This window comes from Pauljensenia sp. UMB3104, from assembly GCF_030217285.1.
GTDB lineage: Bacteria > Actinomycetota > Actinomycetes > Actinomycetales > Actinomycetaceae > Pauljensenia.
In genome coordinates this window covers 104,509-130,315 of record NZ_JASONN010000005.1, presented here as the reverse complement: position 1 = coordinate 130,315, position 25,807 = coordinate 104,509, and the positions used below count along the sequence as shown (strand labels likewise).

The 25,807-nt window shown below is 64.8% G+C and carries 20 protein-coding genes; 10 read left to right on the top strand and 10 right to left on the bottom strand.

Going from position 1 to position 25,807, the window contains the following annotated elements; genetic code table 11:
• Window positions 1–120 precede the first annotated feature (120 nt).
• Complete coding sequence (locus tag QP415_RS04435) at window positions 121–999, top strand: Mbeg1-like protein (RefSeq protein ID WP_285098986.1); 879 nt, start codon at window positions 121–123, stop codon at window positions 997–999.
• Between the two features lie 1,980 nt (window positions 1,000–2,979).
• Here the strand turns inward: QP415_RS04435 and QP415_RS04430 are convergent.
• From QP415_RS04430 to dnaA, 8 genes are all read right to left on the bottom strand, one after another.
• Window positions 2,980–3,372 carry a DUF3566 domain-containing protein gene (locus QP415_RS04430; RefSeq protein ID WP_016460680.1) on the bottom strand — a complete coding sequence of 131 codons (393 nt, stop codon included), beginning with the start codon at window positions 3,370–3,372 and terminating at the stop codon, window positions 2,980–2,982.
• A gap of 127 nt (window positions 3,373–3,499) precedes the next feature.
• Window positions 3,500–6,124, bottom strand: a complete 2,625-nt coding sequence (gene gyrA, locus QP415_RS04425) for a DNA gyrase subunit A (RefSeq protein WP_285098985.1) — start codon at window positions 6,122–6,124, stop codon at window positions 3,500–3,502.
• Window positions 6,125–6,198: 74 nt separating this feature from the next.
• Window positions 6,199–8,223 (bottom strand): DNA topoisomerase (ATP-hydrolyzing) subunit B, encoded by a 2,025-nt coding sequence (gene gyrB / locus QP415_RS04420; protein WP_285098984.1) that lies wholly within the window; start codon window positions 8,221–8,223, stop codon window positions 6,199–6,201.
• A 302-nt stretch (window positions 8,224–8,525) separates the two neighbouring features.
• The gene (locus QP415_RS04415) at window positions 8,526–9,557 is read right to left on the bottom strand and encodes a DUF5067 domain-containing protein (RefSeq protein ID WP_285098982.1); all 1,032 of its coding nucleotides are present in this window, start codon (window positions 9,555–9,557) and stop codon (window positions 8,526–8,528) included.
• 103 nt (window positions 9,558–9,660) lie between these two features.
• Window positions 9,661–10,491, bottom strand: coding sequence for a DUF721 domain-containing protein (locus QP415_RS04410; RefSeq protein ID WP_285098980.1), 831 nt, complete (start codon window positions 10,489–10,491; stop codon window positions 9,661–9,663).
• Window positions 10,484–11,680, bottom strand: a complete 1,197-nt coding sequence (gene recF, locus QP415_RS04405; RefSeq protein WP_285098978.1) for a DNA replication/repair protein RecF — start codon at window positions 11,678–11,680, stop codon at window positions 10,484–10,486. Before recF ends, QP415_RS04410 begins: the two co-directional genes overlap by 8 nt.
• A 1-nt stretch (window position 11,681) precedes the next feature.
• Window positions 11,682–12,818 (bottom strand): DNA polymerase III subunit beta, encoded by a 1,137-nt coding sequence (gene dnaN, locus QP415_RS04400; protein ID WP_016460674.1) that lies wholly within the window; start codon window positions 12,816–12,818, stop codon window positions 11,682–11,684.
• A gap of 409 nt (window positions 12,819–13,227) precedes the next feature.
• Window positions 13,228–14,700, bottom strand: coding sequence for a chromosomal replication initiator protein DnaA (gene dnaA, locus QP415_RS04395; RefSeq protein WP_285098976.1), 1,473 nt, complete (start codon window positions 14,698–14,700; stop codon window positions 13,228–13,230).
• A gap of 447 nt (window positions 14,701–15,147) precedes the next feature.
• On the opposite strand from dnaA, the gene rpmH reads away from it, so the two are divergent.
• The 9 genes from rpmH to QP415_RS04350 all read left to right on the top strand — a co-directional run bounded on the left by rpmH (window position 15,148) and on the right by QP415_RS04350 (window position 22,069).
• Window positions 15,148–15,288: a 50S ribosomal protein L34 gene (gene rpmH, locus QP415_RS04390; protein ID WP_009212821.1), complete on the top strand. Its 141-nt coding sequence runs from the start codon at window positions 15,148–15,150 to the stop codon at window positions 15,286–15,288.
• Between the two features lie 9 nt (window positions 15,289–15,297).
• On the top strand, window positions 15,298–15,651 hold the full coding sequence (gene rnpA, locus QP415_RS04385) for a ribonuclease P protein component (RefSeq protein ID WP_016460672.1): 354 nt from the start codon (window positions 15,298–15,300) through the stop codon (window positions 15,649–15,651).
• Window positions 15,648–15,992, top strand: coding sequence for a membrane protein insertion efficiency factor YidD (gene yidD, locus QP415_RS04380; protein ID WP_016460671.1), 345 nt, complete (start codon window positions 15,648–15,650; stop codon window positions 15,990–15,992). Before rnpA ends, yidD begins: the two co-directional genes overlap by 4 nt.
• A 72-nt stretch (window positions 15,993–16,064) precedes the next feature.
• Entirely contained in the window at window positions 16,065–17,405 is a 1,341-nt protein-coding gene (gene yidC / locus QP415_RS04375; protein ID WP_016460670.1) for a membrane protein insertase YidC, read from the top strand.
• A gap of 83 nt (window positions 17,406–17,488) precedes the next feature.
• Complete coding sequence (locus tag QP415_RS04370; RefSeq protein ID WP_016460669.1) at window positions 17,489–17,992, top strand: Jag family protein; 504 nt, start codon at window positions 17,489–17,491, stop codon at window positions 17,990–17,992.
• The gene (gene rsmG / locus QP415_RS04365) at window positions 17,985–18,668 is read left to right on the top strand and encodes a 16S rRNA (guanine(527)-N(7))-methyltransferase RsmG (RefSeq protein WP_285098972.1); all 684 of its coding nucleotides are present in this window, start codon (window positions 17,985–17,987) and stop codon (window positions 18,666–18,668) included. Before QP415_RS04370 ends, rsmG begins: the two co-directional genes overlap by 8 nt.
• 287 nt (window positions 18,669–18,955) lie before the next feature.
• On the top strand, window positions 18,956–19,834 hold the full coding sequence (locus QP415_RS04360) for a ParA family protein (RefSeq protein WP_285098970.1): 879 nt from the start codon (window positions 18,956–18,958) through the stop codon (window positions 19,832–19,834).
• Between the two features lie 173 nt (window positions 19,835–20,007).
• Entirely contained in the window at window positions 20,008–21,294 is a 1,287-nt protein-coding gene (locus QP415_RS04355) for a ParB/RepB/Spo0J family partition protein (protein WP_285098968.1), read from the top strand.
• Between the two features lie 145 nt (window positions 21,295–21,439).
• The gene (locus QP415_RS04350; RefSeq protein WP_285098966.1) at window positions 21,440–22,069 is read left to right on the top strand and encodes an HAD family hydrolase; all 630 of its coding nucleotides are present in this window, start codon (window positions 21,440–21,442) and stop codon (window positions 22,067–22,069) included.
• A gap of 532 nt (window positions 22,070–22,601) precedes the next feature.
• On the opposite strand, the gene QP415_RS04345 is transcribed toward QP415_RS04350, so the two are convergent.
• Both QP415_RS04345 and QP415_RS04340 read right to left on the bottom strand, forming a co-directional pair.
• On the bottom strand, window positions 22,602–23,639 hold the full coding sequence (locus tag QP415_RS04345) for a D-alanine--D-alanine ligase family protein (protein ID WP_285098964.1): 1,038 nt from the start codon (window positions 23,637–23,639) through the stop codon (window positions 22,602–22,604).
• Window positions 23,640–23,662: 23 nt separating this feature from the next.
• A complete protein-coding gene (locus tag QP415_RS04340; RefSeq protein ID WP_285098963.1) occupies window positions 23,663–24,991 on the bottom strand; it encodes an aminotransferase-like domain-containing protein in 1,329 nt (442 codons plus the stop codon).
• Between the last annotated feature and the right edge of the window lie 816 nt (window positions 24,992–25,807).

Genomic DNA, 25,807 nt, shown 5'->3' with positions numbered 1-25,807 from the left:
CGGCACCCTTGCGGGCACTCGGATATAGTACACAGCACAGGGCCATCCGGCAAAATCGAGAGTTCGTGACGTCGAACACGACGAGTTTTCACCGCTCTCAAAGGAGGGAATCAGCGCGTCGTGGCTACGATCCTTGACTACGTTCGTCAGGCTCACTCGCCACTTCAGGCGGACCTCTCCCCCGCCGACGCCCTCGCCCTCTCCTGCCTGGTCTACGTGGATTTCCACGCGCTGCCCGGGCCTCGTTCCCCGCGCGGTTGCCTGCTCCGGGAGGTCGCCCAGGCCTCGTCCATCCCTTCCCTGTATCGCTATTCATCGCCGACACACGAGGATCGTCCGCTCCTCGAGGCTGCCGACTCCAGCGCGCGATTCGGCGGCCTGCGCGTGTGCGATGCGGTCACTCGGTTGGGGACGCGCCCGCTCGCTCAGTTCGGCGCCGCCACCTTCATCGACGAGGCCGGGGCCACCTATGTGGTCTTCCGCGGCACGGATGCGAGCGCGGTCGGGTGGGCGGAGGATGCCCGATTTGGCCTTGATTTTCCCACGGATTCGCAGCGGTGGGCCGCCAACTACCTGGCGTATGCGGCGTCGCGCGCGAAGGGGCCGGTCGTGGTGCTCGGTCACTCGAAGGGCGCCAATTGTGCGCTCTATGCGGCGGCGGCTACCACTCCCCCGACGCTTTCTTTCGTGCATGCCTTCGATCCCGTTGGTTTCCCTGCTGCTGTTATCGACGATGGATTTTTCGACGGCATTGACGAGCTCATGCGCATCTACGTGACGGCTGGTTCGTGGGTGAGCCCGCTCCTGCCCTTGCCTGCACCAGCCACCGTCGTCGCATCTGGGTGGCCCGGTCCGCTAAGCCACAATCCGTATGCGTGGCGCCTGCAGGATGCCTCATTGGAATTCGATGGGCGTCATCTCTCGCGATCAGGCGCCCTTCTGCGCCGCATTGTTCGTGCGGCACTGTGGGCACACCCAACGCGGATTTGCACAATCTAGCGACGCCGCTCCCGCAGGTGGCTACGTGGGCCCTCTAATGCGCGTGTGGGCCCGATAAGTGGTGTCCCGAACCCAGGAGGTGATCATCTGGGCCCTTCAATGCGCACGTGGGCCCGATCATCCGCACGTGGGTCCGATGGTATGCGCGTGGGCACCGCCGCCCAGACGCATACCTAGCGGTTTACGTGCGCATCAAGGGGTTTACGTGCGTATCAAGGGGTTAACGCACATCTTCAGCGGTTTACGTGCGACCAACACACCACGACAGACGCCAAACCCGCCAAAACGCAGACCCATTCAGCAAAAACAGGCCATTTTCAGCGATTGTCACCCAATAGCTCTGCACTTTGGCGGTCATGTCCCCTCAAGTCGCGGGCTCGCGCCACCAATCGGGGGGAATTGCACGACACGGGGGTCCGACACGCCGGCGACACGCCGTAGAAGATCGTCATGTAGTGCAAAACCCCCCACCGACGCCGATGTGGGGGTGCCGAGGCACCGCAAAGTATGGTGGCGGGGCCGCAAGGCGCTGGCGGGGCCGGGGTAGTGTCGGGCCAGGGACTGTTCCGGGGACGGTGGCGGGCCGACAGACGCGACAAAATTCGCCCGGCACGGCCCCTCCCCCACTCAACCCGCGACAAAATTCGCCCAGCAACCTCAAAAACGTCAAATTTGGGGTGTTTCGAGCGCGCAGGGCGAACTTTTTCGCGCACAACCCCACCACCGCCGATGCATGGAGCGCCGGAGAGTCCAAACGGCCTGGCCGCGGTGCCCGTGGGCGGCGCCAGGGCGCTGCCATAGCCCACCAACCGGCACGAGGACTACGCCAGAGCACGACATTATTCGCCCAACAACAACCACGCGGGGCCACTTCCGGTACAAAACTCTCCCCGCACGAGCCACACGGCCCAACTTCCGGTACAAAACTCTCCCAGCACGAGCCACACGGCCCCACTTCCGGTACAAAACTCTCCCCGCTCGCCCGAAATGGCTTAATTTGGCGCTTTTTCTACATGCAGGGAGAGTTTTATACCGTTGTCACCACCAAGAAGCCGAGCAGGGAGAATTTTGTACCGAACGCGCGGCAGAGATCGAGCGAGCCAACACAACACACCAGGCACCACCGGCGTGTAGGGCACCGAAGGAACCGGAGGGGCCAGAGGGATCGGGGGGATCGGGGGGCCGGAAGGCCAGGGCGCGGTGCAGGCGGCCGGTTGGCAGGGCCAACACGGGTTCGCAGGGCCAGCGCCAGAAAAATTTCGCACATAATTTCGCACGGTCACTTTTCGAGACCACCCGAAAACGTTGCAATCCCAACGATGCAAATTCAATGTTTGAACAAGCTGCTGGGGAATTACGTGCGAAATTGCTCAGACGGCAGCAAGACCCCAGCCAAACAAATTTCGCATGCAATTCGATTGGACCAAATTTCAACAAACCCAGAAAACGTTGCAATTCCAACGATGCAAATTCAATGTTTGAACAAGCTGCTGGGGAATTGCATGCGAAATTGCTGTGCCGACGGGCCAGGCCGCGGTGCCGGTGGGCAGCGGCAGGGCCGGGGTAGTGTCGGGCCAGGAACTGTTCCGGGGACGGTGGCAGGGCCGGGGTAGTGTCGGGCCAGGGACTGTTCCGGGGACGGTGGCGGGCCGACAGACGCGACAAAATTCGCCCGGCACGGCCCCTCCCCCACTCAACCCGCGACAAAATTCGCCCAGCAACCTCAAAAACGTCAAATTTGGAGTGTTTCGAGCGCGCAGGGCGAACTTTTTCGCGCACCGGACGCGGCGACGTGGCGATATTAAAACCAACAACACCACTGCGACCACTGATGCAGGCCAACGTGAAACCACCGTCACCACTGCGCGCCCCTGAACAGCAACCTGGAGGGGCCACGTTGTGGAGATGGGGGGAATCGGACCACCGTCCCGAGGTATAGCAAAAGGGGCCGGCGTGAGCCGACCCCTTGCGCGAGTGCCCTCACTCATCCATGAGGGACACCTTGACGCCGCCCACCAGCGAGGCGACGACGTTGTAGAGCATGGCTCCCAGCGTCGACAGGGCGGTGAGCAGGATGACGTTGATGACGGCGACGATGGTCGCGTAGGAGATGACGCGCGGCAGTCGGGCGTAGTCGAGTAGGTCCGCGAAGCGGCCGGCGCCGACGGTCTGCAGGAAGTCTTCGATCTGGCTGAAGACGTGCATGGCGTCGACCATGAGCCACAGGACGATCGTGGCGACGACCATCGCGATGCCCAGGGCGACGGACAGGAGGAAGGAGACCTTCATGACGGTCCACGCGTCGATGCGCGCGATCGCCAGGTCAACTCGGCGGGGAGCGTCGCTGCGGGCGCTCGAGACGTGGTCGCTCATGGGTTTCCTTCCAGGTCGCACTTCCTACCTGCCAGGCTACCGCATCGCCCGGCTCTGGCGCTGGTTCCGCGCCGCTTTGGAAGCTTGATCACGGGACGAGGCGGGGGCCTCGTCCCGTGATCGCGCGTCAGTTCTCGTCGGCTGCGGTCTCGCCGCCCTCAGAGGCCGTGGCCTCGTCCGCGGGGGTGTCGGCTCCCTCGGCGCCCTCCGCAACCTCGACCGCATCGAGGGCGTCGACGGCTTCGGTCTCGTCGGTTTCTTCGTCGCCGGAGTCGGGGTTGCGGGTGATTGCGATGATGCGGTCACCCTCGTCGGGGCGGGCGAAGATGACGCCCATGGTGTTGCGGGCGGTGGGTCGCACGTCGGAGGCGTTGACCTGGACGAGCTTGCCGGATTCGGTGATGACCATGACGTCTTCATCGGGGCGCACGACGAGTGCGCCGACGAGGCCGCCGCGTTCATCGACGAGCTTGCCGACGCGCACGCCGAGGGTGCCGCGCGACTTGGTCGGGTATTCGTCGACGGGAGTGCGCTTGGCGTAGCCGGATTCGGTGACGATCAGCAGGTCGGTGTTCTCGCGCGGGACCTCCATGCTGAGGAGCTCGTCGTCGCCGCGGAACTTCATGCCGCGCACGCCGGAGGTGGAGCGGCCCATGGAGCGCAGCTGCTCGTCGGTGGCGGTGAAGCGCACGGCTTGGCCGTCGCGGGAGACGAGGATGAGGTCTTCGTCGGCCATGATGGTCTGTGCGGAGACCAGCTCGTCGGGCTTGCCGTCCTCGTCTTCGCGCAGGTTGATGGCGATGATGCCGCCGGAGCGGGGCGAGTTGTACAGGCTCAGCGGGGTCTTCTTGACCAGGCCGCGCTTGGTGGCCAGGACCAGGTAGTCGGCGTCCTCGTAGGTGCGGATCGCGAGGACCTGTGCGATGTGCTCGTCGGGCTGGAAGGCCAGCAGGTTGGCGACGTGCTGGCCCTTGGCGTCGCGACCGCCTTCGGGGATTTCGTAGGCCTTGGCGCGGTAGACGCGTCCGAGGTTGGTGAAGAAGAGCAGCCAGTTGTGCGTGGTCGTGACGAAGAAGTGTTCGACCACGTCGTCGCCGCGCAGCTGGGTGCCGCGCACGCCCTTGCCGCCGCGCTTCTGCGAGCGGTAGTTGTCCGTGCGGGTGCGCTTGGCGAAGCCGTCCCGGGTGATGGTGACGACGACGTCCTCTTCGGGGATGAGGTCTTCCATCGACATTTCCCCGTCGAAGGGGAGGATGCGGGTGCGGCGCTCGTCACCGAACTTGTCGACGATTTCGCCGAGTTCGGTGGAGATGATGGCGCGCTGGCGCTCGGGCTTGGCGAGGATGTCGTTGAGGTCGTCGACGCGGGCCTTGAGTTCGGCGTGCTCGTCCATGATCTTCTGGCGCTCGAGGGCGGCGAGGCGACGCAGCTGGAGGGCCAGGATTGCGTCGGCCTGGATGGCGTCCACGTCGAGCAGTTCGATCAGGCCAGCGCGGGCCTCGTCGACGGTGGGGGAGCGGCGGATGAGGGCGATGACCTCGTCGAGGGCGTCGAGGGCCTTCAGGTAGCCTTCGAGGATGTGCAGGCGTTCGAGGGCCTTGCGCAGGCGGAACTGCGTGCGGCGCACGATGACGTCCATCTGGTGGGTGATCCAGTGGCGGATGAAGCCGTCGATGGACAGGGTGCGGGGGACGCCGTCGACGAGCGCGAGCATGTTGGCGGAGAAGTTCTCCTGCAGGCTGGTGCGCTTGTAGAGGTTGTTGAGGACGACCTTGGCGACGGCGTCGCGCTTGAGGACGATGACGAGGCGCTGGCCGGTACGGCCGGAGGTTTCGTCGCGGATGTCGGCGATGCCGCCGATTTGTCCGTCGCGCACGAGCTGGGCGATCTTGTCGGCCAGGTTATCGGGGTTGACCTGGTAGGGCAGTTCGGTGACGACGAGGCACTGGCGGCCCTGGATTTCTTCGACGTTGACGACGGCGCGCTGCGTGATGGAGCCGCGGCCGGTGCGGTAGGCATCTTCGATGCCCTTGTGGCCCAGGATGGTGGCGCCGGTGGGGAAGTCGGGTCCGGGGATGAGCTTGAGGAGTGCTTCGAGGAGTTCTTCGCGCGAGGCCTCGGGGTTGTCGAGTGCCCACTGGACGCCGCGCGCGAGTTCGCGCAGGTTGTGCGGCGGGATGCGCGTGGCCATGCCGACGGCGATGCCTTCGGAGCCGTTGGCCAGGAGGTTCGGGAAGCGGGCGGGCAGGATGGTGGGTTCCTGGTTGCGGCCGTCGTAGTTGTCCTGGAAATCGACGCATTCTTCGTCGATGTCGCGGACCATTTCCATGGCCAGGGGCGCCATCTTGCACTCGGTGTAACGGGGGGCTGCGGGGCCCAGGTTGCCGGGGGTGCCGAAGTTACCCTGGCCGGCGACGAGGGGGTAGCGCAGCGACCAGGGCTGCACGAGGCGCGCGAGGGCGTCGTAGATCGCGGCGTCACCGTGGGGGTGGTAGTTACCCATGACCTCGCCGACGACGCGGGAGGACTTGGAGAACGAGGAGGTGGGGCGGTATCCGCCGTCGTACATGGCGTACAGGACGCGGCGGTGGACGGGCTTGAGGCCGTCGCGCACGTCGGGCAGGGCGCGTCCGACGATGACGCTCATCGCGTAGTCGAGGTAGGAGCGCTGCATCTCTTTTTGCAGGTCGACCTGGCGGATGCGCTCGGTGTCCGAGATGTGCCGCGCGTCAGTAGTCTGCTCGTCGCTCACGTTTTTCCTTACGTTGTTTCTGCTCGATCAGGCCCGCTCGGTACGAGGCCGGGGCTGGGCTGGTCGTTGTTTTGTCAGATGTCGAGGAAGCGCACGTCGGTGGCGTTGCGCTGGATGAAGGTGCGGCGTCGGTCGACGTCGTCGCCCATGAGGATCGTGAAGGTTTCATCGGCGTCTGCGGCCTCGTCGAGGGTGACCTGCTTGAGGATTCGGTGTTCCGGATCCATGGTGGTCTCCCACAGTTCATGGTCGTTCATTTCGCCGAGGCCCTTGTAGCGCTGGATGCCGCCTTCCTTGGGCAGGCGGCGGTTCGCGGCGGCGCCGGCGGCGAGCAGTTCGTCGCGTTCCTTGTCGGAGTATGCGAATTCGTGCTCGGCGTTGGTCCACTTGATGCGGTACAGCGGGGGCATCGCGATGAAGGTGTGGCCGCCTTCGATGAGGGGGCGCATGTAGCGGAAGAGGAGGGTCAGCAGCAGCGTGGCGATGTGCTGGCCGTCGACGTCGGCGTCCGCCATGATGACGATCTTGCCGTAGCGCAGCTTCGAGATGTCGAAGTCTTCGCCGATACCGGTGCCGAAGGCGGTGATGAGCGAGCGGATCGTGTCCGAGGACAGGGCTCGGTCCAGGCGCGCCTTTTCGACGTTAAGGATCTTGCCGCGGATCGGCAGAATGGCCTGGCGCTCGGGGTCGCGGCCGCCGACGGCGGAGCCGCCTGCGGAGTCACCCTCAACGATGAAGATTTCGCACTCGGAGGGCGTGCGCGAGGAGCAGTCGCGCAGCTTGCCGGGCATCGAAGCCGACTCGAGGACGCCCTTGCGGCGGGTGGCCTCGCGGGCCTTGCGGGCGGCGACGCGGGCGGCCTGGGCGGCCTGGCCCTTGTTGATGATGGCCTTGGCGTCGGCGGGGTGGGCGTCGAACCAGTCGGTGAGCTTGGAGTAGACCTGCTGGGCGACGAAGGTGCGGGCCTCGGTGTTGCCGAGCTTGGTCTTCGTCTGGCCCTCGAACTGGGGCTCGGTGAGCTTGATCGAGATGACGGCGGTCAGGCCTTCGCGGACATCGTCACCGGTGAGGTTGTCGTCCTTGTCACGGATGATGCCCTTGTCGCGGCCGTAGCGGTTGACGAGGGAGGTGAGCGCGGTGCGGAAGCCCTCCTCGTGCATGCCGCCTTCGGTGGTGTTGATGGTGTTGGCAAAGGTGTGGACGGAGGAGGAGTAGGCGGTGGTCCACTGCATGGCGATTTCCACGCTCATGGTGCCTTCGTCGTTTTCGGCTTCGAAGTCGATGATCTCGTTGTTGATCGTGTCGGATTTCTTGGCGGAGTCGAGGTATTCGACGTAGTCGCGCAGGCCGTGCTCGTAGCAGTAGGTGACGGTGCGGTGGCCCTTGGTCTTCTTCTCCGAGGCCTCCTCGCCGCCGGCGATCTCGTCGCCTTCGTCGGTGGCGGACTCGCGCTCGTCGGTCAGGGTGATGCGCAGGCCCTTGTTGAGGAAGGCCATCTGCTGGAAGCGCTGGCGCAGGGTTTCGAAGTCGAATTCGACGGTTTCGAAGATTTCGGGGTCCGGGTAGAAGACCTGCGTGGTGCCGGTTTCGTCGGTTGCTTCGCCGCGTTCGAGGGGGGTGATGGGGGTGCCGCCGTTTGCGAACGACATGCGCCACACGTAGCCCTGGCGGCGGATTTCGGTGTTCACGCGGGTGGAGAGGGCGTTGACGACGGAGATGCCGACGCCGTGCAGGCCGCCGGAGACGGCGTATCCGCCGCCGCCGAACTTGCCGCCGGCGTGGAGGATCGTCATGACGACCTCGACGGTGGGCTTGTGCTCGGTGGGGTGCTCGTCGACGGGGATGCCTCGGCCGTTGTCGACGACCTTGATGCCGCCGTCTGCCTGGATCGTGACCTCGATGTGGTCGGCGTAGCCGGCCAGGGCCTCGTCGACGGAGTTGTCGACGACCTCGTACACCAGGTGGTGCAGGCCGCGTTCGCCGGTGGATCCGATGTACATGCCCGGGCGCTTGCGGACGGCTTCCAGGCCCTCGAGGACGGTGATGTCCGATGCGCCGTAGGACTGCTCGCCTTCGGCGGTCTTCTCGTTGTCAGCCACGTGGCTCCCCTCGCAGTGCGCGAAAATAGATGTTTAACCTTGTAGATTCTACCAAAAGTGGCGCTCGTACCCGGGATTGACAGGCTCGGAGGGTTACTTTACAAACTGTGTGATTGCAACGAAAACTCGACTGTGATGAGTCACATGCCGATTGTGGTTGTGGCTGGGACACACGGGGCCGCCCTCCCGGCTGGGAGGGCGGCCCCGATGCGTGCGTTCAGGCGGAGCGACCGCCTGCATTGCGGTCACCGCCGCAGCGCGGCGTGTGCCTGTCGATGCAGGCCAGCAAGGGTGGTGTCAGATCACTTCGGATCCCAGAAGAAGGGCTCAAGATCATGGTCAGTGTCGAACATGTCGAGTCCGAAGATGGTGACGGTGTCCGTGGTGCTCTTGAGCTTGTAGCCGATGACGACTGTCTTGGTCTCGCCCACATTCATTTTCTTCAACAGATCGATGGGGTCATAGCCCGGGAGATCTTTCTTCATGAATGTCGCGGATTCCAGGAACTGATCGTTCTGATACATCATGGGTAGCGCAAGAAAGGCACTCACGTCCTCGCTCTTGTTGTTGTTGGTGACCGTGTAGGTTGCGACTACAGTCGGGTCACCGTCGTCGTCAGTCGGGCCCAACTCGATCTTCGTGCTCTCGACGTGGACGGTGCCGCCGGCAAGATCAGCTTCGTAGTGGTCTTTCGAACCGTTGTTTCCCTTCGACGAACCGGGGCCCTTGCTACCGCTCGACGAGCCGGAACCGCTCGACGACCCCGAGCCCTTGCTACCACTCGACGAGCCGGAACCACTTGACGACCCCGAACCGGAACCGCTCGAGGAACCGCCCGACGAGGACGAAGAGGGATCCGAGGACGGCTCCGAGGCGCTCCTCGAACCGGAGCCGAGCAGGCCCCAGACCACGAGGCCGCCGATCATGAGGAGGACGACGACGCCCGCGACGACGCCAACGATGAGGGGAGTCTTCGACTTCTGCTGGGGAGCGCCCATCGGTGACATCCCAGGCTGCCCGTAGCCCTGCGGGTAGCCGCCCTGGTTCTGCATACCGTAGGCGTTGCCGCCTTGGCTGCCGTAGGGATTTGCGTTGCTCTGGCCGCCGTAGGGATCGGACGCGCTCTGGCCGCCATAGGGGTTCTGCGTGTTTGCAGCGCCGTACGGGTTGGATGCGTTCTGCCCGTAGCCCTGCTGGGGCCCGGCGCCATACTGGCCGTTCCCGTAGCCCTGCTGTTGGGGTTGCCCGCCGTAGGCGCCCTGGCCGTAGCCCTGCTGCCCCTGGGGGTTGTTTCCCCACCCGTTACCGCCCTGTTGTGCGTACGGATTGCTCATTGTTACTCCTCGTCAAATTCGCACTAGTGTGCGGGATTCAGTTGAAGACTAACAAAATCCGGCCATGTGGGGGAGTCCCCCGCTCATTTTCTCGCCTAGTGACCTACCCGTAGTCGGCGCGCGGGCCTCGGCCACGCACGACGTAGGGGCCTTTCCTCCACGAGGGGGCGACGGGGCCTCGGATGATGACTTGTTCGACGACGCCCGAGCCGACCTCTTCGGCGATGCGGCGCTCGATGGTGGGCAGGAGGAGCTGGAGCTGTTTGGCCCAGGCGGTGGAGTCGGTGCGCACGACGAGGCGGTGGCCTTCGAAGGTCTCGATATGGGCGTGTTCTGCGACCTGCGGGCCGACGATGGCACGCCATTTCGCCATGATCGAGCCCATTTTCGTGGGGGTGTCCCATTCGCGGGCTTTGATTGTGCGCGCCAGGATCGCGCCCAGCGAGTTGGCCCGGCGGTAGCGCGGGCGCATGGCGGCCATGCCGGGGGCGCGGCTCCACGAGGCGCCGGTTCCTTCGAGGGCTTGGCGCAGGGCCGCGAGGTCGCCCTCGGGGTCCTCCTCATTCGACGAGGCCGGGGCCTCGATCCCATTGGCGTGACGGTAGGCGGCGGCTCGGGCTGCGGCTCGCGCCTGGGCATCGTCCTCACTGCCGGCGAGGCGTCCGAAGCCGTCGGTTTCGATGGCGGCGTATTCGCTGGTTCCGTCGAGGCTGCGGCGGGGCCGCGTTTCGTCGAGGCCCCACGAGGGCAGGGTCGAGCGGGTGTATCCGTGCGTGCGGGCGACGCTTTGGGCGCGTTCGAGGGCGCGGACGACGAACTCGTCGGCTTCTTCGTCGGGGGCATCGCCGAAGCCCACGACCCCGGGCTCCAGGCCAGCGTCGGAGAAGTCCGCGTCGGAGAAGTCCGCGTCGGCGCGGCCGCCACACTCACTCATCGTCGGGTCCGTCGATGACGGTGCCGCGCTCGGGGTCGAGGCGCACGTGCAGGGCGTGGTGGTCGAGGGAGGCGGGCAGGTCGCCAGCGACCGCGCAGGTGACGATGATCTGCTCGGCTTTCGAGGCCAGGGCGGCCAGGCCCTCACGGCGCGAGGAGTCGAGCTCGGCGAAGACGTCGTCGAGGATGAGGATCGGGGTGTCGCCATCGTCGCTGAGGAGTTCGAAGGCGCCGAGGCGCAGGGCGAGGGCGACCGACCAGGATTCGCCGTGGGACGCGTAACCCTTGACGGGCATCGCGCCGAGGCCCAGGGTCAGGTCGTCGCGGTGTGCGCCGACGAGGTTGACGCCGCGCTCGGTTTCCTTCTCGCGCACGGACGTCAGGGCGGCGAGCATGCGCTGCGTCTGGGCCTCCGCGTCGGTGAGGTCCGCGCTGGCCGGGTTATCGGGGTCGGTGCCGATGACGCGGTCAACCGAGGCGTCGAAGGCGAGGCGCAGGTGGCGCGGGGAGTCGGCCACGTCGTCGTAGGCGCGCGCGACCGGCTCTTCCAGGCGCGAGGCGATGGACGCGCGCGTGGCCGTGATGCGCGCGGACAGCGCTGCAAACTGCTGATCCCAGATCTCGAGGGTCGACAGGTCGGGGGACTGACCGCGGCGGATCGAGGCCTGGGCGGCCTTCATGAGCGCGGCGCGCTGGCGCGCAACACGATCGAAGTCGGAGCGCACGGAGGCGTGGATGGGGGAGAGCTGCGTGGCCAGGTCGTCCAGGAACGAGCGGCGCACCGACGGGTCGCCGCGTACGAGGGACAGATCCTCGGGGGCGAACACGACCGTGCGCACGATGCCCAGAATCTCGCGGGGCTTGACCTGCGCACGGTTGATGCGCGCACGATTGGCCTTGCCGCGCACGATCTCCAGCTCGATGACCTGCTCGCGGCCGAAGGCTACGACCCGCGCGCGGATGACGGCGCCACCCGGGGCGGCCTCGGCCTCGTCGATGGGGATGCGCACGAGCGCGCCCTCCGCGCCGACCCTGTGCGACGAGAACGTGGACAGGTAGGCGAGCGCCTCGACGAGGTTCGTCTTTCCCTGGCCGTTCGCGCCCACCAGGACCGTGGGGCCCTCAGGCAGCTCGACGACCCCGTGCTTCCAGGAGCGGAAGTCGTCGAGGGCCAGGTGGGAGACGCGCACGTCAGATGCCGAAGCGGATGGGCATCAGCAGGTAGCGGAACTGCGTGACCTCGCCCTCGTCGGCCTTCTTCTGGCCCGTGATGACGGCCGGCTTCGTGGGGTGGGTGAAGCCGAAGCGCACGTAGTCGGTGTCCAGGACCTGCAGGCCGTCGATGAGGAACTGCGGGTTGAACGCGGTCGAAATGTCGTCGCCGTGCAGGGTCGCCTCGATGGCCTCGGAGGCCTGGGCGTTGTCGCCCTGACCGGCCTCGAGGACCAGCTGGCCCTCGGTGAAAGCCAGGCGCACGGAGGTCTTGCGCTCGGCGACCAGCGACATACGCTTGACGGCCTCGAGCAGCGCGTGACGATCGACGACGGCCTGGATCGGCGTGGTCTCGGGGAAGAGGCGACGCACGGCGGGGTAGTCGCCGTCCATGAGGGTCGAGGTTGTGCGGCGACCCTGGGCGGTGAAGCCGATGAGGGACGAGGCGCCGGGCTGGGATTCGCCGGACAGGCCGACCTCGACCTTGGCACCCGAGGTCATCGACTTGGCGACGTCCTGGAGGATGCGGGCCTTGACCAGGGCGACCTCTTCGATCGAGGTGTCGGCGGGCTCCCAATCCAGCTCGCGCATGGCGAGGCGGTAGCGGTCGGTGGCCAGCAGCGTGATCGCCGGGCCGTTGATCTCGATGCGCACGCCCGTCAGCAGCGGCAGGGTGTCGTCGCGCGACGCGGCAATCGACACCTGGGAGACGGCCTGCGACAGCGTCGAGGAGTCGATCGCGCCAACAGTGGTGGGCTGTGCGGGCAGCAGCGGGTACTCGTCCAGGGGCATCACCGCGAGCGTGAAGTGCGAGGATCCGCAGACCAGGTTCACCTTCTGGCCATCGAGCTCGACGGAGACAGGCTTGGAGGGCAGTGACTTAGAGATGTCTGCCAGGAGGCGTCCGGAGACCAGAACCTCGCCGGCCTCGTCGACGGTGGCGGGAATGTGCGAGTTCGCGGAGACCTCGTAGTCGAAGGAGGACAGGGTCAGCTCGTCGCCCTCAGCCTTGATGCGCACGCCAGCCAGGATCGGCGAGGCCGGACGCACCGGGAGCGCGCGGGCGGTCCACGACACGGCTTCGGCCAGAACATCGCGGGCGACGGTGAACTTCATAGCTGCCTCCAAAACACAAAACGGATCGGATACTACTTTACCCACAAGTGTGCGCACGTGGGGCAGGAAATTCGCCTCGCGTGCGCCATCGTGTCGCGTCGGCGTCGCCGTTGTTGTACGGAGGCCTGTGAAAAAATTTTTGTTATGTGACTGTCCCTCCATCATAAGGGTTGTGAGTTCTGTGGAAAACTCCCTTATGCGGCGTAATTTCAGTCAAATCTCTGTGTTGTCATTCTGGGACGAGGCTGTGGATTCGTCACGTGGTCCTGTGCACGAAGCAAATGACAACTTTTTGAGATCCACAGGAGGGCTCTTTTTCTCCACAGCTCGAGCCCGTTCGTGCACCGCCTGTGCACAACTCCTGTGAATTGAGCGCGGGCGCCGACTTATCTCAGCGCCCGCGCGGCTTTCACGACTCTCTGGCCTTCTGCTTAATGCGGTTTGTAAGCTCCGACACGTGGTTGAAGGTCTCGCGCTTTTCCTTCATGAGCTTGGAGATCTTCTTGTTCGCGTGCATGACCGTCGTGTGGTCGCGTCCGAAGGCCTGTCCGATCTTGGGCAGCGACAGGTCGGTGAGCTCGCGGCACAGGTACATGGCGATCTGGCGGGCCTCGACGACGTTGTGGCTGCGCTCCGAGGAGCCCATCTGCTCGATCGTCACGCCGAAGTAGACGGCGCACTGGCTCATAATGAGGCTGACGGTGATCTCGTTGTCGTCCGGGTTGGACACGAAGTCCTTGAGCATCATCTGCGCGAGGTTCAGGTCGATGCGCTCCTGGTACAGCGACGCCCACGCGCCGATGCGCACGAGCGCGCCCTCCAGCTCACGGATGTTCGAGGAGATGCGCGAGGCCACGTACTCGAAGACCTCAGGCGTGACCTCGAGTCCCTCGGCGTCCGCCTTCTTGTGCAGGATCGCGATCCGGGTCTCCAGATCTGGCGGCTGAACGTCCACGAGCAGGCCGGAGGAGAAGCGCGAACGCATGCGGTCCTCGAAGCCCTTGAGCTGAGCCGGGGGCAGGTCGGAGGTCAGCACGATCTGCTTGTTGGCGCTGTGCAGAGCATTAAAGGTATGGAAGAAGCCTTCCACCGTCTGCTCCTTGTCGCCGATGAACTGAATGTCGTCGATGAGGAGGATGTCGAGCTCGCGGTAGCGGCGGTGGAACGCCTCGACCTGGGAGTTGTCCGTCTTATTGAGGCGAATCGCGTTAATGAACTCGTTCGTGAACTCTTCGGAGTTGACGTAGCGGACCTTCAGGTGGGGCATCATCGACAGCGCGTTGTGGCCGATGGCCTGCAGCAGGTGCGTCTTGCCCAGCCCGGAGTCGCCGTAGATAAAGAGGGGATTGAACGCCGTTCCCGGGCTCTCGGAGGCCGCCAGGGCCGCGGCGTGCGCGAAACGGTTCGAAGGACCGATCACGAAGGTATCGAAGGTGAACTTTGGGTTCAGGTGCGTCGGGCCCGAGTCGGCGTTCGAGGAGGCCAGGGCGGGGGAGTGGTGCTCCTCGCTGCCCTCGTGCTCCTCCTTCGACGAGGCCGGGGCAAGCGCGGGCGCAGCGGGCGCGGGTTCGGGGGTAACCGGGGCGGCCTCTTCTTCCTTTTCTTCCTCTTGCGTGACGACCTCGATCGAGGGATCGACGGTGATCGCGATGCGTACGGTGCGGCCCAAGTGCACGGACAGAGCGGTCGTCAGCTTTGACTGCGCCTTATCTTCAATCCACTGCTTGGTGAAGTCGTTGGGGACGGCGAGCAGGATCGTGCCTTCGATGTCGCCGAGGGGGCGTGCGGAGCGCAGCATCGACGTGGCGACGGGCCCCAGCTCATTCGTGGGGACCGCGTCGAGGGCCGCAGCCCACGCGCGTGTGAGGGAATCCGACTCCACGGCAACCTCCGGTCACAAAAACAGGTGAGTTCGGTCACGACTTTTCGGTGATGTGCGTGACGCTTGTACATGCATGCAGTGTAGTCCGCGCACATGTTATGCACAGACTGGGGATGAAGCTGTGGAGAACTATCACAGAATCACAGGCCTGTAGTTACAACTTTGGGTCCGCATCAGCGTGCGGAAAGCAAAAATACACACAGCCTGTGGATAACTTTCGTCATCCACGTTCTGTGGACGAGTCCAATCCACAGCGATTTGCACAGCTGTGGATACTGTGTGTGACGTGGTGGGTAACGTCGCCGCATTGACGTGCGCCCCCAATCCGCTTAGTCTTGGTCTTTGTTTGCGCCCATTTCGGGCGTGCGTCCCCGCTATCGCGCGCACCGCGTGTCGATAGCCCAACCGATACGAGTGGGAAACCACTCCCCGCCGAGGAGAATTGCCGTGACCACCAAGCGGACCTACCAGCCCAACAACCGTCGTCGTTCGAAGACGCACGGCTTCCGTCTGCGCATGTCGACCCGCGCCGGCCGCGCCATTCTGGCTGCCCGCCGCCGCAAGGGCCGCGCCAAGCTGTCCGCCTGAGACACACCGGTGCTGCCGCGCGCGCACCGCATGGTTGACCCAGCGGATTTCACCGCCGCGATCCGACAAGGAACGCGAGCAGGAGATCCGCTGGTCGTCGTCCACGTCCGAGCCGACGAGGAACGCAACAGTCGCCTCGTCGGTTTCGTCGTACCCAAGCGGGAAATCAAGCGCGCCAACGGACGCAACCGCGTCAAGCGACAGCTGCGCCACCTCATGCGGGACCGAGTCGCCGATCTTCCCGACGGAGCACGGGTCGTCGTGAGGGCCTCACGCAAGGCCCTCGGCGTCCCCTCCAAGGAACTCGGCGAGCACCTCGACCGCGTCATGGCGCGAGCGTGGCGCAAGTGGGACGCACGATGAGCGTCGCGGGCCGTGCCCTCGGTGCGCTCGTGTCCGCCCCCATCGTCGCCTACCAGCGCTACATCTCCCCGGCCCTCGGCCCCCGGTGTCGATACGCCCCCAGCTGCTCCACCTACGCGCTCCAAGCGGTCCGTGTCCACGGGCCCATCAAAGGAATCATCCTCGCCTCCTGGCGGCTCCTGCGATGCAACCCCTGGAGCCACGGCGGAGTAGACCACGTACCAGAGCGTGGACGCTGGAAGCCCGACCCCTGGATTCCGCCCGAGGATTGGGCTGGGCACGACAACTGGGAACGCCCCGCCCCCATGGGACTGGACCCGGAACACGACTTGACCGAGTAACCTGCCACGGCCTCGGGAATATAAGGAACAACGACACAGCGGCGCACCCGCGCCACGGCGAAAGCGAAAACTATGTTCGACGCAATCCTCCACCCCTTCGCGTGGGCGATCTCCTACGTGTGGGTCTGGATCCACGACCTCCTCGTGCTGCTCGGAATGTCCTCCGGCTCCGGCATGGCGTGGGTCCTGTCCATCGTGCTGCTCACCATCCTGGTGCGCATCGCCATCATCCCGCTGTTCCTCAAGCAGATCCGCTCCTCGCGCGCCATGCAGGCCATCCAGCCCGAAATGCGCAAGATCCAGGAGAAGTACAAGGGCAAGAAGGACCAGGTCAGCCGTCAGAAAATGATGGAAGAGACCCAGGCCCTCCAGCGCAAGCACAAGGTCTCGCCCTTCGCCTCCTGCCTGCCCATGCTCGTGCAGATGCCTGTCCTCTTCGGCATGTACCGCGCCATCATCGCGGTCTCCTCCATCTCCGCCGGCACCTACACCTACCGTGGCGACTCGACCGACCACCTCGGCCCGCTCACCGCGTCCGTGTCCACCGAGATCGTCAACTCGACCGTCTTCGGCGTCCCGCTCTCTCACACGCTGCGCGACTCGTGGGGCCAGCCCGCCATCGTCGCGGTCTTCATCGCCGCGATCGTCCTCATGGTCGTCCTGCAGTTTGCCTCCATGCGCCTGTCCTTCTCGCGCAACATGCCCGACATGGGCGACAACCCGATGGCCCAGTCGCAGCGCTCCATGATGTACGTGATGCCGCTGATGTTCATCTTCTCCGGCGCGTTCTTCCAGATGGGCGTCGTCATCTACACCGTGACCGCCTCCTTCTGGGCCCTCGCCCAGTCCTTCTGGACCATCAAGGTCATGCCCACCCCCGGCTCCCCCGCCTACGTCGACCTCCTCGCCTCGCGCGAGGCCGGCTACCAGGAATGGGCCAAGCCCTACTTCCAGAACTACGACCGTGAGCGCGCCGCCCTCGGCAACAGCGCCACCGACCCGCGCGTCGACGAACTCAACGAGCGCACCCTCGCCGAGGTTCGCTCCAAGGCCAAGAAGCAGCACGTCGCCTCCGACTTCCCCGCCTCCATGACCACCGGCGAGATCGTCACCGTCTACCGCAACCTGGCCACCCAGAAGTGGACGACCCTCCCCGACGAGCAGTGGATGCGCGGCCTCGCCCTCGCCGTCGAGAAGCGCATCGCCAAGCAGGAAGCCTCCGCTCAGCGCGCCGAACTGCAGAAGCAGGTCCGCGACCGCCGCGCCCTCGAGCGCGAGGCCGCCAAGGCCTCGTCGAAGGACGCCTCCGAGAGCGCCGAGGCCCAGGCCGGCCACGGATCGCTCAGCGCCGAGGAAATCGAGCGTCGCCGCATCGAGCGCCGCAAGGCCCGCCGCCGCGGCAACAAGCGCTGACCACCACAGATTCACGGTTCCAGGCCGCCAGCCGGTAACCTGGACACCAGCAAGACCCCATTCCCCACTACGGAGGACACGTCATGAGTGACGACAACGCAGACAAGCTGACCCGCCTCGAAGAAGAAGGCGAGCTCGCCGCCGACTACCTGGAAGAACTCCTCGACATCGCCGACCTCGACGGCGACATCGAAATCGACGTCGAAAACGGCCGCGCCTCGGTCGAAATCGTCGCCGACGACCCCGACGCCCTCGACCGCCTCGTGGGCGAGGACGGCGAGGTCCTGGACGCCCTCCAGGAGCTCACCCGCCTGGCCGTCCAGACCGAGACCGGCGAGCGCTCGCGCCTCATGCTCGACATCGCCGGCTTCCGCGCCGAGCGCAAGGAAGAACTCCAGGACATCACCCGCGAGGCCATCGCCCGCGTGCGCGCCACCGGCGAGGCCGTCAAGCTCGACGCCATGAACCCGTTCGAGCGCAAGGTGTGCCACGACGTGGTCGCCGACGAGGGCCTCACCTCCGAGTCCGAGGGTGCCGAGCCCCACCGCCGCGTCGTCATCCTCCCCGAGGAATCCGACGGTGAGTGAGAACCCGAACGGGACGGGAAGGGGTCGCCAGGTCGGCGACCCCTTCGTCCCAGAAGAGCCCACGTCGGCCGTCCGCGAGTTCTTCGGACCGGCCTTCGCCGAGGTCGCCGAGTACGCGCGCATGCTCGAGGAGGAGGGCGAGATCCGCGGCCTCCTCGGCCCTCGCGACATGGAGCGCATCTGGTCGCGCCACATCGTCAACTCCGCCGCCGTGCTGGACTTCATGCCGCGCAAGGACGGCCGCCAGGTCCTCGACGTCGGCTCCGGCTCCGGCCTGCCCGGCATCGTGATCGCTGCGTGCCGCCCCGAGCTCGACGTGCACCTGGCCGAGCCTATGGCGCGCCGCGTCGAGTGGCTCATGGACGTCGTGGAGGACCTCGGCCTCGACAACGTGACGATCCACCAGGCGCGCGCCGAGGAGCTGCGCGGCAAGGGCAAGGCCGACGTGGTCACCGCCCGCGCCGTCGCCAACATGAGCAAGCTCGTGCGCATGACGTCTAAGCTCATCGCCCCCGGCGGATCGCTCGTGGCCCTCAAGGGTCGCCGCGCTCCGATCGAGGTGGACGAGGCCTCGGCCGAGCTGCGTCGTCACCACCTGCGCGCCGAGATCCACGAGGTGCCCTCCATCATGGAGGACGAATCCACGTACGTGGTGGTGTGCACGCGTATCAAGTAGCGCGTCCCCGAGTGGGTGGAGGGGAGCGTCGCGGCGGTTGCTGCGGTGCTCTCCTTATATAGTGACGCAGGACACAATGGCGTGTTGTTCCGTCAGATCGATTCCCTCGATTGACGGTTCGTCTGGCTTTTATTGACGGCCGGGAGAATCGATCCTACAGAAGAGTTTTTGCACTGCTATCGCGCGTGTCAGTGGGATTGTGTGCACCTCGATGCATCACGGGCCTTTCGTGCTGGAAGTGTGTGCGTCTCCCCGTAAACTAGGGGCAGTATCTAGGAAGGTGTCACGTGAGTACCAACAACACCCCTCTGTCGACTCAGATCGAGCGCAACCTGCACGATCTGGCCATGCTCGAGCGCGCGACATTCCCGCGCCCCGATCACACGCGCATTATTGCCGTTGCGAACCAGAAGGGGGGCGTCGGTAAGACGACGTCGGCCGTGAACATCGCGGCGGGCCTCGCGATTGGTGGCTTGTCGGTGGTCGTTGTTGACGCCGACGCCCAGGGTAACGCGTCCAGCGCTCTCGGTGTCCCGCACCCGGCCGGTACGCCCTCCACGTACGACGTCATCATCGGCGGTGCCAGCGTCGCGGACGTCGTGCAGCCGTGCCCCGATATCGATGGGATCCTCGTCTGCCCGGCCACGATCGACCTGTCTGGTGCCGAGATCGAACTCGTTGACGTCGACCGGCGCGAATACCGCTTGCGAGATGCTCTGCGTGAGTACGTCGCCGAGCATCAGGACATTGACATCGTCTTGATCGACTGCCCGCCGTCCCTCGGCCTCGTGACCTTGAACGTCATGGTGGCCGCGGACGAGGTCATGATCCCGATTCAGGCCGAGTACTACGCACTCGAGGGCCTGAGCCAGCTCTGGAACACGGTCGAGCGCATTGGCGTGGATCTCAACCCTGGCCTGCGTGTGTCGGGCATGCTCCTGACGATGGCGGACAAGCGCACGCGGCTGTCCGAGGAGGTCGAGAGCGAGGTGCGCTCCCACTTCCCCGAGCAGACATTTGAGACTGTCATTCCGCGTTCCGTGCGCATTTCCGAGGCTCCGAGCTACGGCCAGACGGTCATCACCTACGACCCGCGCAACGTTGGTGCGATCGCGTATCGTAAGGCCGCGCTGGAGCTGTGTCAGCGCCTTTCCGCAGCTGGATAGTGGTTGTTTCACGTGAAACATACGGAGTTTTCCGCATGTTTCCGCAGATCGGCACGTATTAGTCAGAGTGTGTGACCATTGGTGCAGCAAAGTGACGAACGACGCTCACTAGGTGATCCCATGGCATTGTTTCACGTGAAACAATGAACCGACGCAATTGAAGGAGTATTGCAATGGCGGATGCATCATCGAAGTCTGAGGGCCGTAAGGGCGCTCGCAAGCATTCCGGTCTCGGCCGGGGTCTTGGGGCCCTGATTCCTCAGGCTAGTGAGCAGACGCCGCAAGCCGCACCCTCCACCCCGTCCCGTCCCCTGGACGTGTTCTTCCCCGAAGGTAGCTCCGCCGGCAAGAGGGGAGGATCCGCGAAGGATCTTCTCCAGCCCAAGCGTGCCACCGCCTCGTCGAAGAAGAAGCGCCCGACCATGCCGTCCGTCGAGGCGGCAGGTGGACGACGCGCAGGCGGCTCTCGCAGTGGCCTCGGTGGTGGAATCAATGGCTCAGATTCCCGGGCGAGTGCGGCGCGTCAACCTGTTTCGACGGCTCCCGGTGGTGCCGCCGATACTCATGCGGACCAGGATGTTTCACGTGAAACATCCACCGATCATGAACTGCTTCCGGTTCCCGGTGCTTCCTTCGCTGAAATTGCGATCGATCAGATCGTTCCCAATACGAAGCAGCCTCGCGAGGTCTTCGATGAGGACGATCTGAAGGAACTCTCCGCCTCCATCAAGGAGGTGGGCGTTCTTCAGCCCGTCGTCGTTCGTAGCATCCCCGCAACGGGTCGATCCGAGAAGCTTCAGGAGTTCCTCGCCGAGAAACCCGATGCACGCTACGAGCTGATCATGGGTGAGCGCCGCCTGCGTGCCTCCGAGCTCGCCGGCGAAACCACGATTCCGGCAATCATCCGAGAGACGGACGACGGGGACCTGCTCCGTGACGCGCTCTTGGAAAACCTCCACCGGGCCCAGCTCAACCCGTTGGAAGAAGCGAGTGCATATCAGCAGCTCATGGCGGATTTCGGAGCGACTCAGGAAGAGCTCGCCAAGCGAATCGCCCGCTCGCGCCCGCAGATTGCCAACACCCTGCGCCTGCTCAAGCTCCCCCCGTCCGTCCAAAAGAAGGTGGCCGCTCAGGTCATCACAGCGGGCCATGCCCGCGCTCTGCTGTCCCTGTCGACGGCAGAGGAGATGGAACGGCTGGCTGAGCGCATCGTCGCCGAGGGTCTCTCCGTGCGTACCACCGAAGAGATTGTCCGCCTCGGAAAGGCGAAGGCAACGCCCCGTCCGCGCGCCCGCCAGCAGCGTCCACTGTCGCCGCTGGGTGAGAGCGTCGTGTCGGCCCTGGCCGACGCGTACGATACGCGCGTGACTATCACGGAGGGGCGTAAGAAGGGGCGAATCGTCATCGAATTCGCGGGATCTGATGATCTTCAGCGAATTGCAGACCTTATTCTTCACTGATCAAACTTCATAATTCTTTCCGCAGATCAGGCGCGGTATGTTCTTTATATGACATTTCCTGGCCTAATCTTTGGCTGAATTTACGCTTAAACTACCTTTAAGGGTCCGTCGTCGGGCCCTCGCAGTACCAGAAGGAGCGAAAGGCATGAACGCCCAAGGCAGTTCGCGCACCGTGCTTTTCGATGTCGGTGGAGTCCTCGTCGACGCCCATCCGGACCCGCACGCAATCGCCGAGTTGTTCGGCGACGACTCACGAGGCCTCACGTCGCTCGTCGATCAGGCGATGTGGGCACACCGCGGAGAGTACGACGCGGGCATGTCTGATCGTGAGTTCTGGGATCGTATTGCTGGTGATTGCGGGCAGCCGGAGCCATCTCATGCTCTCTTGAAGCAGCTCGTTGCTCTGGATGCGTCACGGATGGCGAAAGCGAACGAGGCCACGCTTGGTTTGGTGCGCCAACTGCGTAGGCAGGCAGTGCGCGTCGGTATTTTGTCGAACGCTCCGTATCCGATCGCTAAGGCGATCCGTCGCTCGGAGTGGGGGAGTCTCTTCGACTTCTTTGCCTTCTCCTGTGATCACGGCATTTGCAAGCCGTCGCGCGGCATCTACCGAGACGTGCTTGGGCGCCTCGATGTTCCCCACGAGAACGTCGCGTTCATCGACGACCGTCGCGAGAATGTGCGTGCGGCCGAGCTACTCGGTGCCCGAGGCATCGTCTGGAAGGGTGCGGAGGACGCGGAGAAGCGTCTGAAGGAGCTTGGTTTTCTTTTCTGAGAGCCTCTGTATCGGCGAGGCGAGCTATTAGTCGGATCGCTCAGAACGACACAGAGCCGTACAGAGAACGAAAATTTCACTCAATTGTGTGCTCTCATCGGTGTGTAGCACTACCTTTCACGAATGATCGCCGGCGGGATTAGCCCGCTTGGCGGAGGCAGACAATGTTTCACGTGAAACAACGTTGGCCGCGTGCTCAAAAGTGTGCGCGAACGTCATACCACCGTGGACCCGGAGCGTACCCTACATGTGCTACGCTAGCGCTGGTAGGGGTCAGAAGGCAGTCCACCCTATACGCGTCAGCGTCGGACAGCCGCAGCGCCCTACAGTGAGGACATTAGGCAGCCCCTTCGGGCAGCTGAGATGTCCTCACTTTATTTGGCTCGAATTCACCGATTGTGGGCGCCACAATCGGTCGGTGATAGAGCGTGTCCGTCGTTGCATTGTGCGATGGACTGGCGATTGTTTCACGTGAAACATGTGGGCCCGGGAGGTTCATACTCCCGGGCCCACAGTGCGATGAATGAGCGGGTTACTCCTCGGTGGCCGCGGCTTCCTCGTCCTCCTCGGAGATGATGACGCCGGTGCCTTCCTCGTCGATGACGTAGTCAACGCTGTGTACGTCGCGGCCGCCGGCCACGAAGTCGACGATGTCGGCACACAGCTGCGCAAACGACGAATCGTCGAGGGCATCGGCAGCCTGGGGGAGGAGCGACGTGTCCGTCATGCCGGGGGCGACGTTCGCATCGATGAACCAGCAGGTGCCCTCGTCGTCAACCACGAAGTCCATGCGGGACAGGTCGCGCAGACCCAGCGTCGTGTGGGCCTCGACGGCCGCGGCCTGGAGGTCCGCCAGGATCTCGTCGGAAAGACGCGCCGGCACGAAGTACTCGGTCTCGTCCGTCGTGTAGCGCGCGTCGTAGTCGTAGCGGCCGCGATCCGTCGAGATTTCCACTGGGGGCAGCGCCTGAGGACCATCCCACAGGTCGACGACGGACACGGCCACATCGCGCCCGTCGATACGCTGCTCGACCATCAGGCGCTGGCCGTAAGCGAAGGCGTCCACCATCGCGCGGCGCAGGCTCTTCGCGTCCTTCGCGGTCGAAATACCGAGCGCAGAACCACCATCCGTCGGCTTGATAACGACGGGGAAGGACACCGAGCCCTCGAGAGCGGAGAGCACGTGCGAGGCGCCCAGCTGGCGGAAAATCGCCTGCGGCAGCGTGACCCAACCGGGCGTCGCGAGCCCCGCAGAGCCCAGCAGAGCCTTCGCCGTGGGCTTGTTCGAGGCGAGCATCGCCTGCACCGAAGAGGAGCCCACGAAGGGGATTCCCACGGACTCCAGGAAGGACTGCAGGGAGCCGTCCTCGCCGATCGAACCGTGGACCAGCGGCCACACGACGTCGGGGGAGAATGACTCGATCGCCTCGGCGAGGGATGCATCAACGTCGGAAATGAGGACCTCGTAGCCGAACTGCGTCAAGATGTTCGCGACGCGACGACCCGAACGAACCGACACGTCACGCTCATGCGTCAGACCGCCGGCGATAATCAGAACTTTGGTAGCCATGGGGGTATCTCCTCAGGTAACTGTTAGCGGTCGGACCCGGCCCCGGCCTCGTTGCCCGAGGCGGTACCGAACATGTCGACGATTTCCTTCTCCGCGTTGACGACCGTCGACAGGCGACGCACGCCCTCGCGGATCTCCTCGGGAGTGGGGTAGCAGAACGACAAGCGCATGTGGTTCGAACCCGAGCCGTCGTAGTAGAACGCCGTGCCGGACACGTACGCGACCTGCGCGCGCACGGCGCGAGGCAGCATGGCCTTCGCGTCGAGGCCCTCGGGCAGCGTCACCCACGTGTAGAAGCCGCCGTCGGGGACCGTCCACGTGCACGACGGCATGAACTCCTCGAGCGCGGTGAGCATCGCGCGGCAACGCTCCGCGTACATCGAGCGGAAGGACTTCACCTGGCCGTACCAGTCGTAGTTGCTCAGGTAGTCGGCGATCGCCATCTGGCCCACCATCGACGGGCACAGGATCGCGGACTCGAGCGCCAGGACCAGCTTCGCGCGGATCGCGTGCGGCGCGTACGCCCAGCCGATGCGGAAGCCGGGGGCGAACATCTTCGAGAACGAACCCAGGTAGACGACGCCGTCGGGGCTGTACGAGGCAATGGCCGGCAGCGGGTCGCTGTGGAAGCCGAGCAGGCCGTAGGGGTTGTCTTCGACGATCAGAACATGCTCGCGCAGGCAGATCGCGGCGATGATCGGGCGGCGCTCGGCGGACAGCGTGACGCCGGCGGGGTTGTGGTAGTTCGGAATGATGTAGATGAACTTGATAGTCCGGCCCGAGGCGCGCACGCTGCGGATCGTCTCTTCCAGGGCCTCGGGAATGATGCCGTGCTCGTCCATGGGCACGTGCACGATGTCGGCCTGGCGCGCGCGGAACACGCCCAGAGCACCCACGTAGGAGGGGGCCTCGGCGAGGATGACGTCGCCCGGGTTCACGAAAAGCTCGGTGACGAGGTCGAGCGCCTGCTGGCTACCCGTCGTGACCACCACGTCGTCCGGGTCGGCGCCGACGATGCCGTCGTAGCCCATGACCTCGGTGATGCGCTCGCGCAGCACCTCCCAGCCCTGGCCGCTGCCGTACTGCATGGCCTGCGCGCCGTGGTTGCGCACCAGCTTCTCCGCGGATGCCGCCAGCTTATCGAGGGGCAGGTCCTTCAGGTTCGGCATGCCGCCTGCGAGGGAGACGACCTCGGGACGCGACACGACGGAGAAGAGAGCTCGAATCTCGGATGCGCGCAGGTTGTGGGCGCGGTCCGCGTAGACGTCGTACCAGGGGTCGAGGCGGTTTCCCTGCGCGGGGGTCCGGCCGGACGAGGCCGGGGTGCCGCCATTGGTAGAAGGCTGAGTCAAGGCATGCCATCCTTTGCATGAAGTCTTGCGTGAACTTACGTATAACCGTATAGGTCAAGTGTGCCACTTTCCGGGCGATACGGGGTAACGGGGCCGGTGGATGGGCAGATGTTTCACGTGAAACATTGGTTGTGGACGGTCGGTGTTCCGGGCGCTGGAGGCCCCGGCCGCTGTGGGTGCCGGGCTGCTTGCTGTGGGCCGGGCTGCTGGGTGTGCCCGTGGCCGGCGGCCCGCCCGCGAGCCGTCCGCGCCGCGAGCTTCGCTCGGCGCGTCGACTCGTTGTCCGAAAGCGACGTGGGGGAGTGGTGCCTCGTGCCCGTCTCGGTATACAAAAAGTCCGCAGCCCTCGCGGGTCTGCGGACTTGCGTGGAAGTCCGGCGGAGCCGGAATTCGCTCAGTGGCGGTCGGCCTTGACCAGGTGCTTGGCGTCGGCGAGCTCGTTGAGCTGATCGATGTGAGCCTGGGCAACCATGACGTCGATGGTCGAGAACATGAGTGAACTCCTCGTGGGATCGTATGTTGTGTTGATTCCCTGTTTGACGAGGCCGGGGATCGCCCGGCGGTCTCGTACGTGGAGTGTGCCAACGCGGGTGGCGTCGGCGCGACCCTGCGTTTCAAACAAGAAAAGCGCCTGGCGAGCTTGGCAGCTTTGTCAGGCGCTTGATGGTTATAGTTTATCCCTGCCAAAACATGCATTCAACCGATCGGCCAGTAATTTAGATCGCAGCGAAAACCAAGTAATTGCAAAGCAAAGTGGCTGCGTGCACACGATCCGAACGAGCGTGCGCAGGCCGTCACAATTGGTGCGCATCATCG

Bases quoted from the DNA above. Each gene is read 5' to 3' on its own strand.
- QP415_RS04430 (WP_016460680.1), bottom strand. From the start codon at position 3,372: ATGAGCGACCACGTCTCGAGCGCCCGCAGCGACGCTCCCCGCCGAGTT.
- QP415_RS04415 (WP_285098982.1), bottom strand. From the start codon at position 9,557: ATGAGCAATCCGTACGCACAACAGGGCGGTAACGGGTGGGGAAACAAC.
- QP415_RS04410 (WP_285098980.1), bottom strand. From the start codon at position 10,491: ATGAGTGAGTGTGGCGGCCGCGCCGACGCGGACTTCTCCGACGCGGAC.
- dnaN (WP_016460674.1), bottom strand. From the start codon at position 12,818: ATGAAGTTCACCGTCGCCCGCGATGTTCTGGCCGAAGCCGTGTCGTGG.
- yidD (WP_016460671.1), top strand. From the start codon at position 15,648: ATGAGCGTCGCGGGCCGTGCCCTCGGTGCGCTCGTGTCCGCCCCCATC.
- yidC (WP_016460670.1), top strand. From the start codon at position 16,065: ATGTTCGACGCAATCCTCCACCCCTTCGCGTGGGCGATCTCCTACGTG.
- QP415_RS04370 (WP_016460669.1), top strand. From the start codon at position 17,489: ATGAGTGACGACAACGCAGACAAGCTGACCCGCCTCGAAGAAGAAGGC.
- QP415_RS04355 (WP_285098968.1), top strand. From the start codon at position 20,008: ATGGCGGATGCATCATCGAAGTCTGAGGGCCGTAAGGGCGCTCGCAAG.
- QP415_RS04350 (WP_285098966.1), top strand. From the start codon at position 21,440: ATGAACGCCCAAGGCAGTTCGCGCACCGTGCTTTTCGATGTCGGTGGA.
- QP415_RS04345 (WP_285098964.1), bottom strand. From the start codon at position 23,639: ATGGCTACCAAAGTTCTGATTATCGCCGGCGGTCTGACGCATGAGCGT.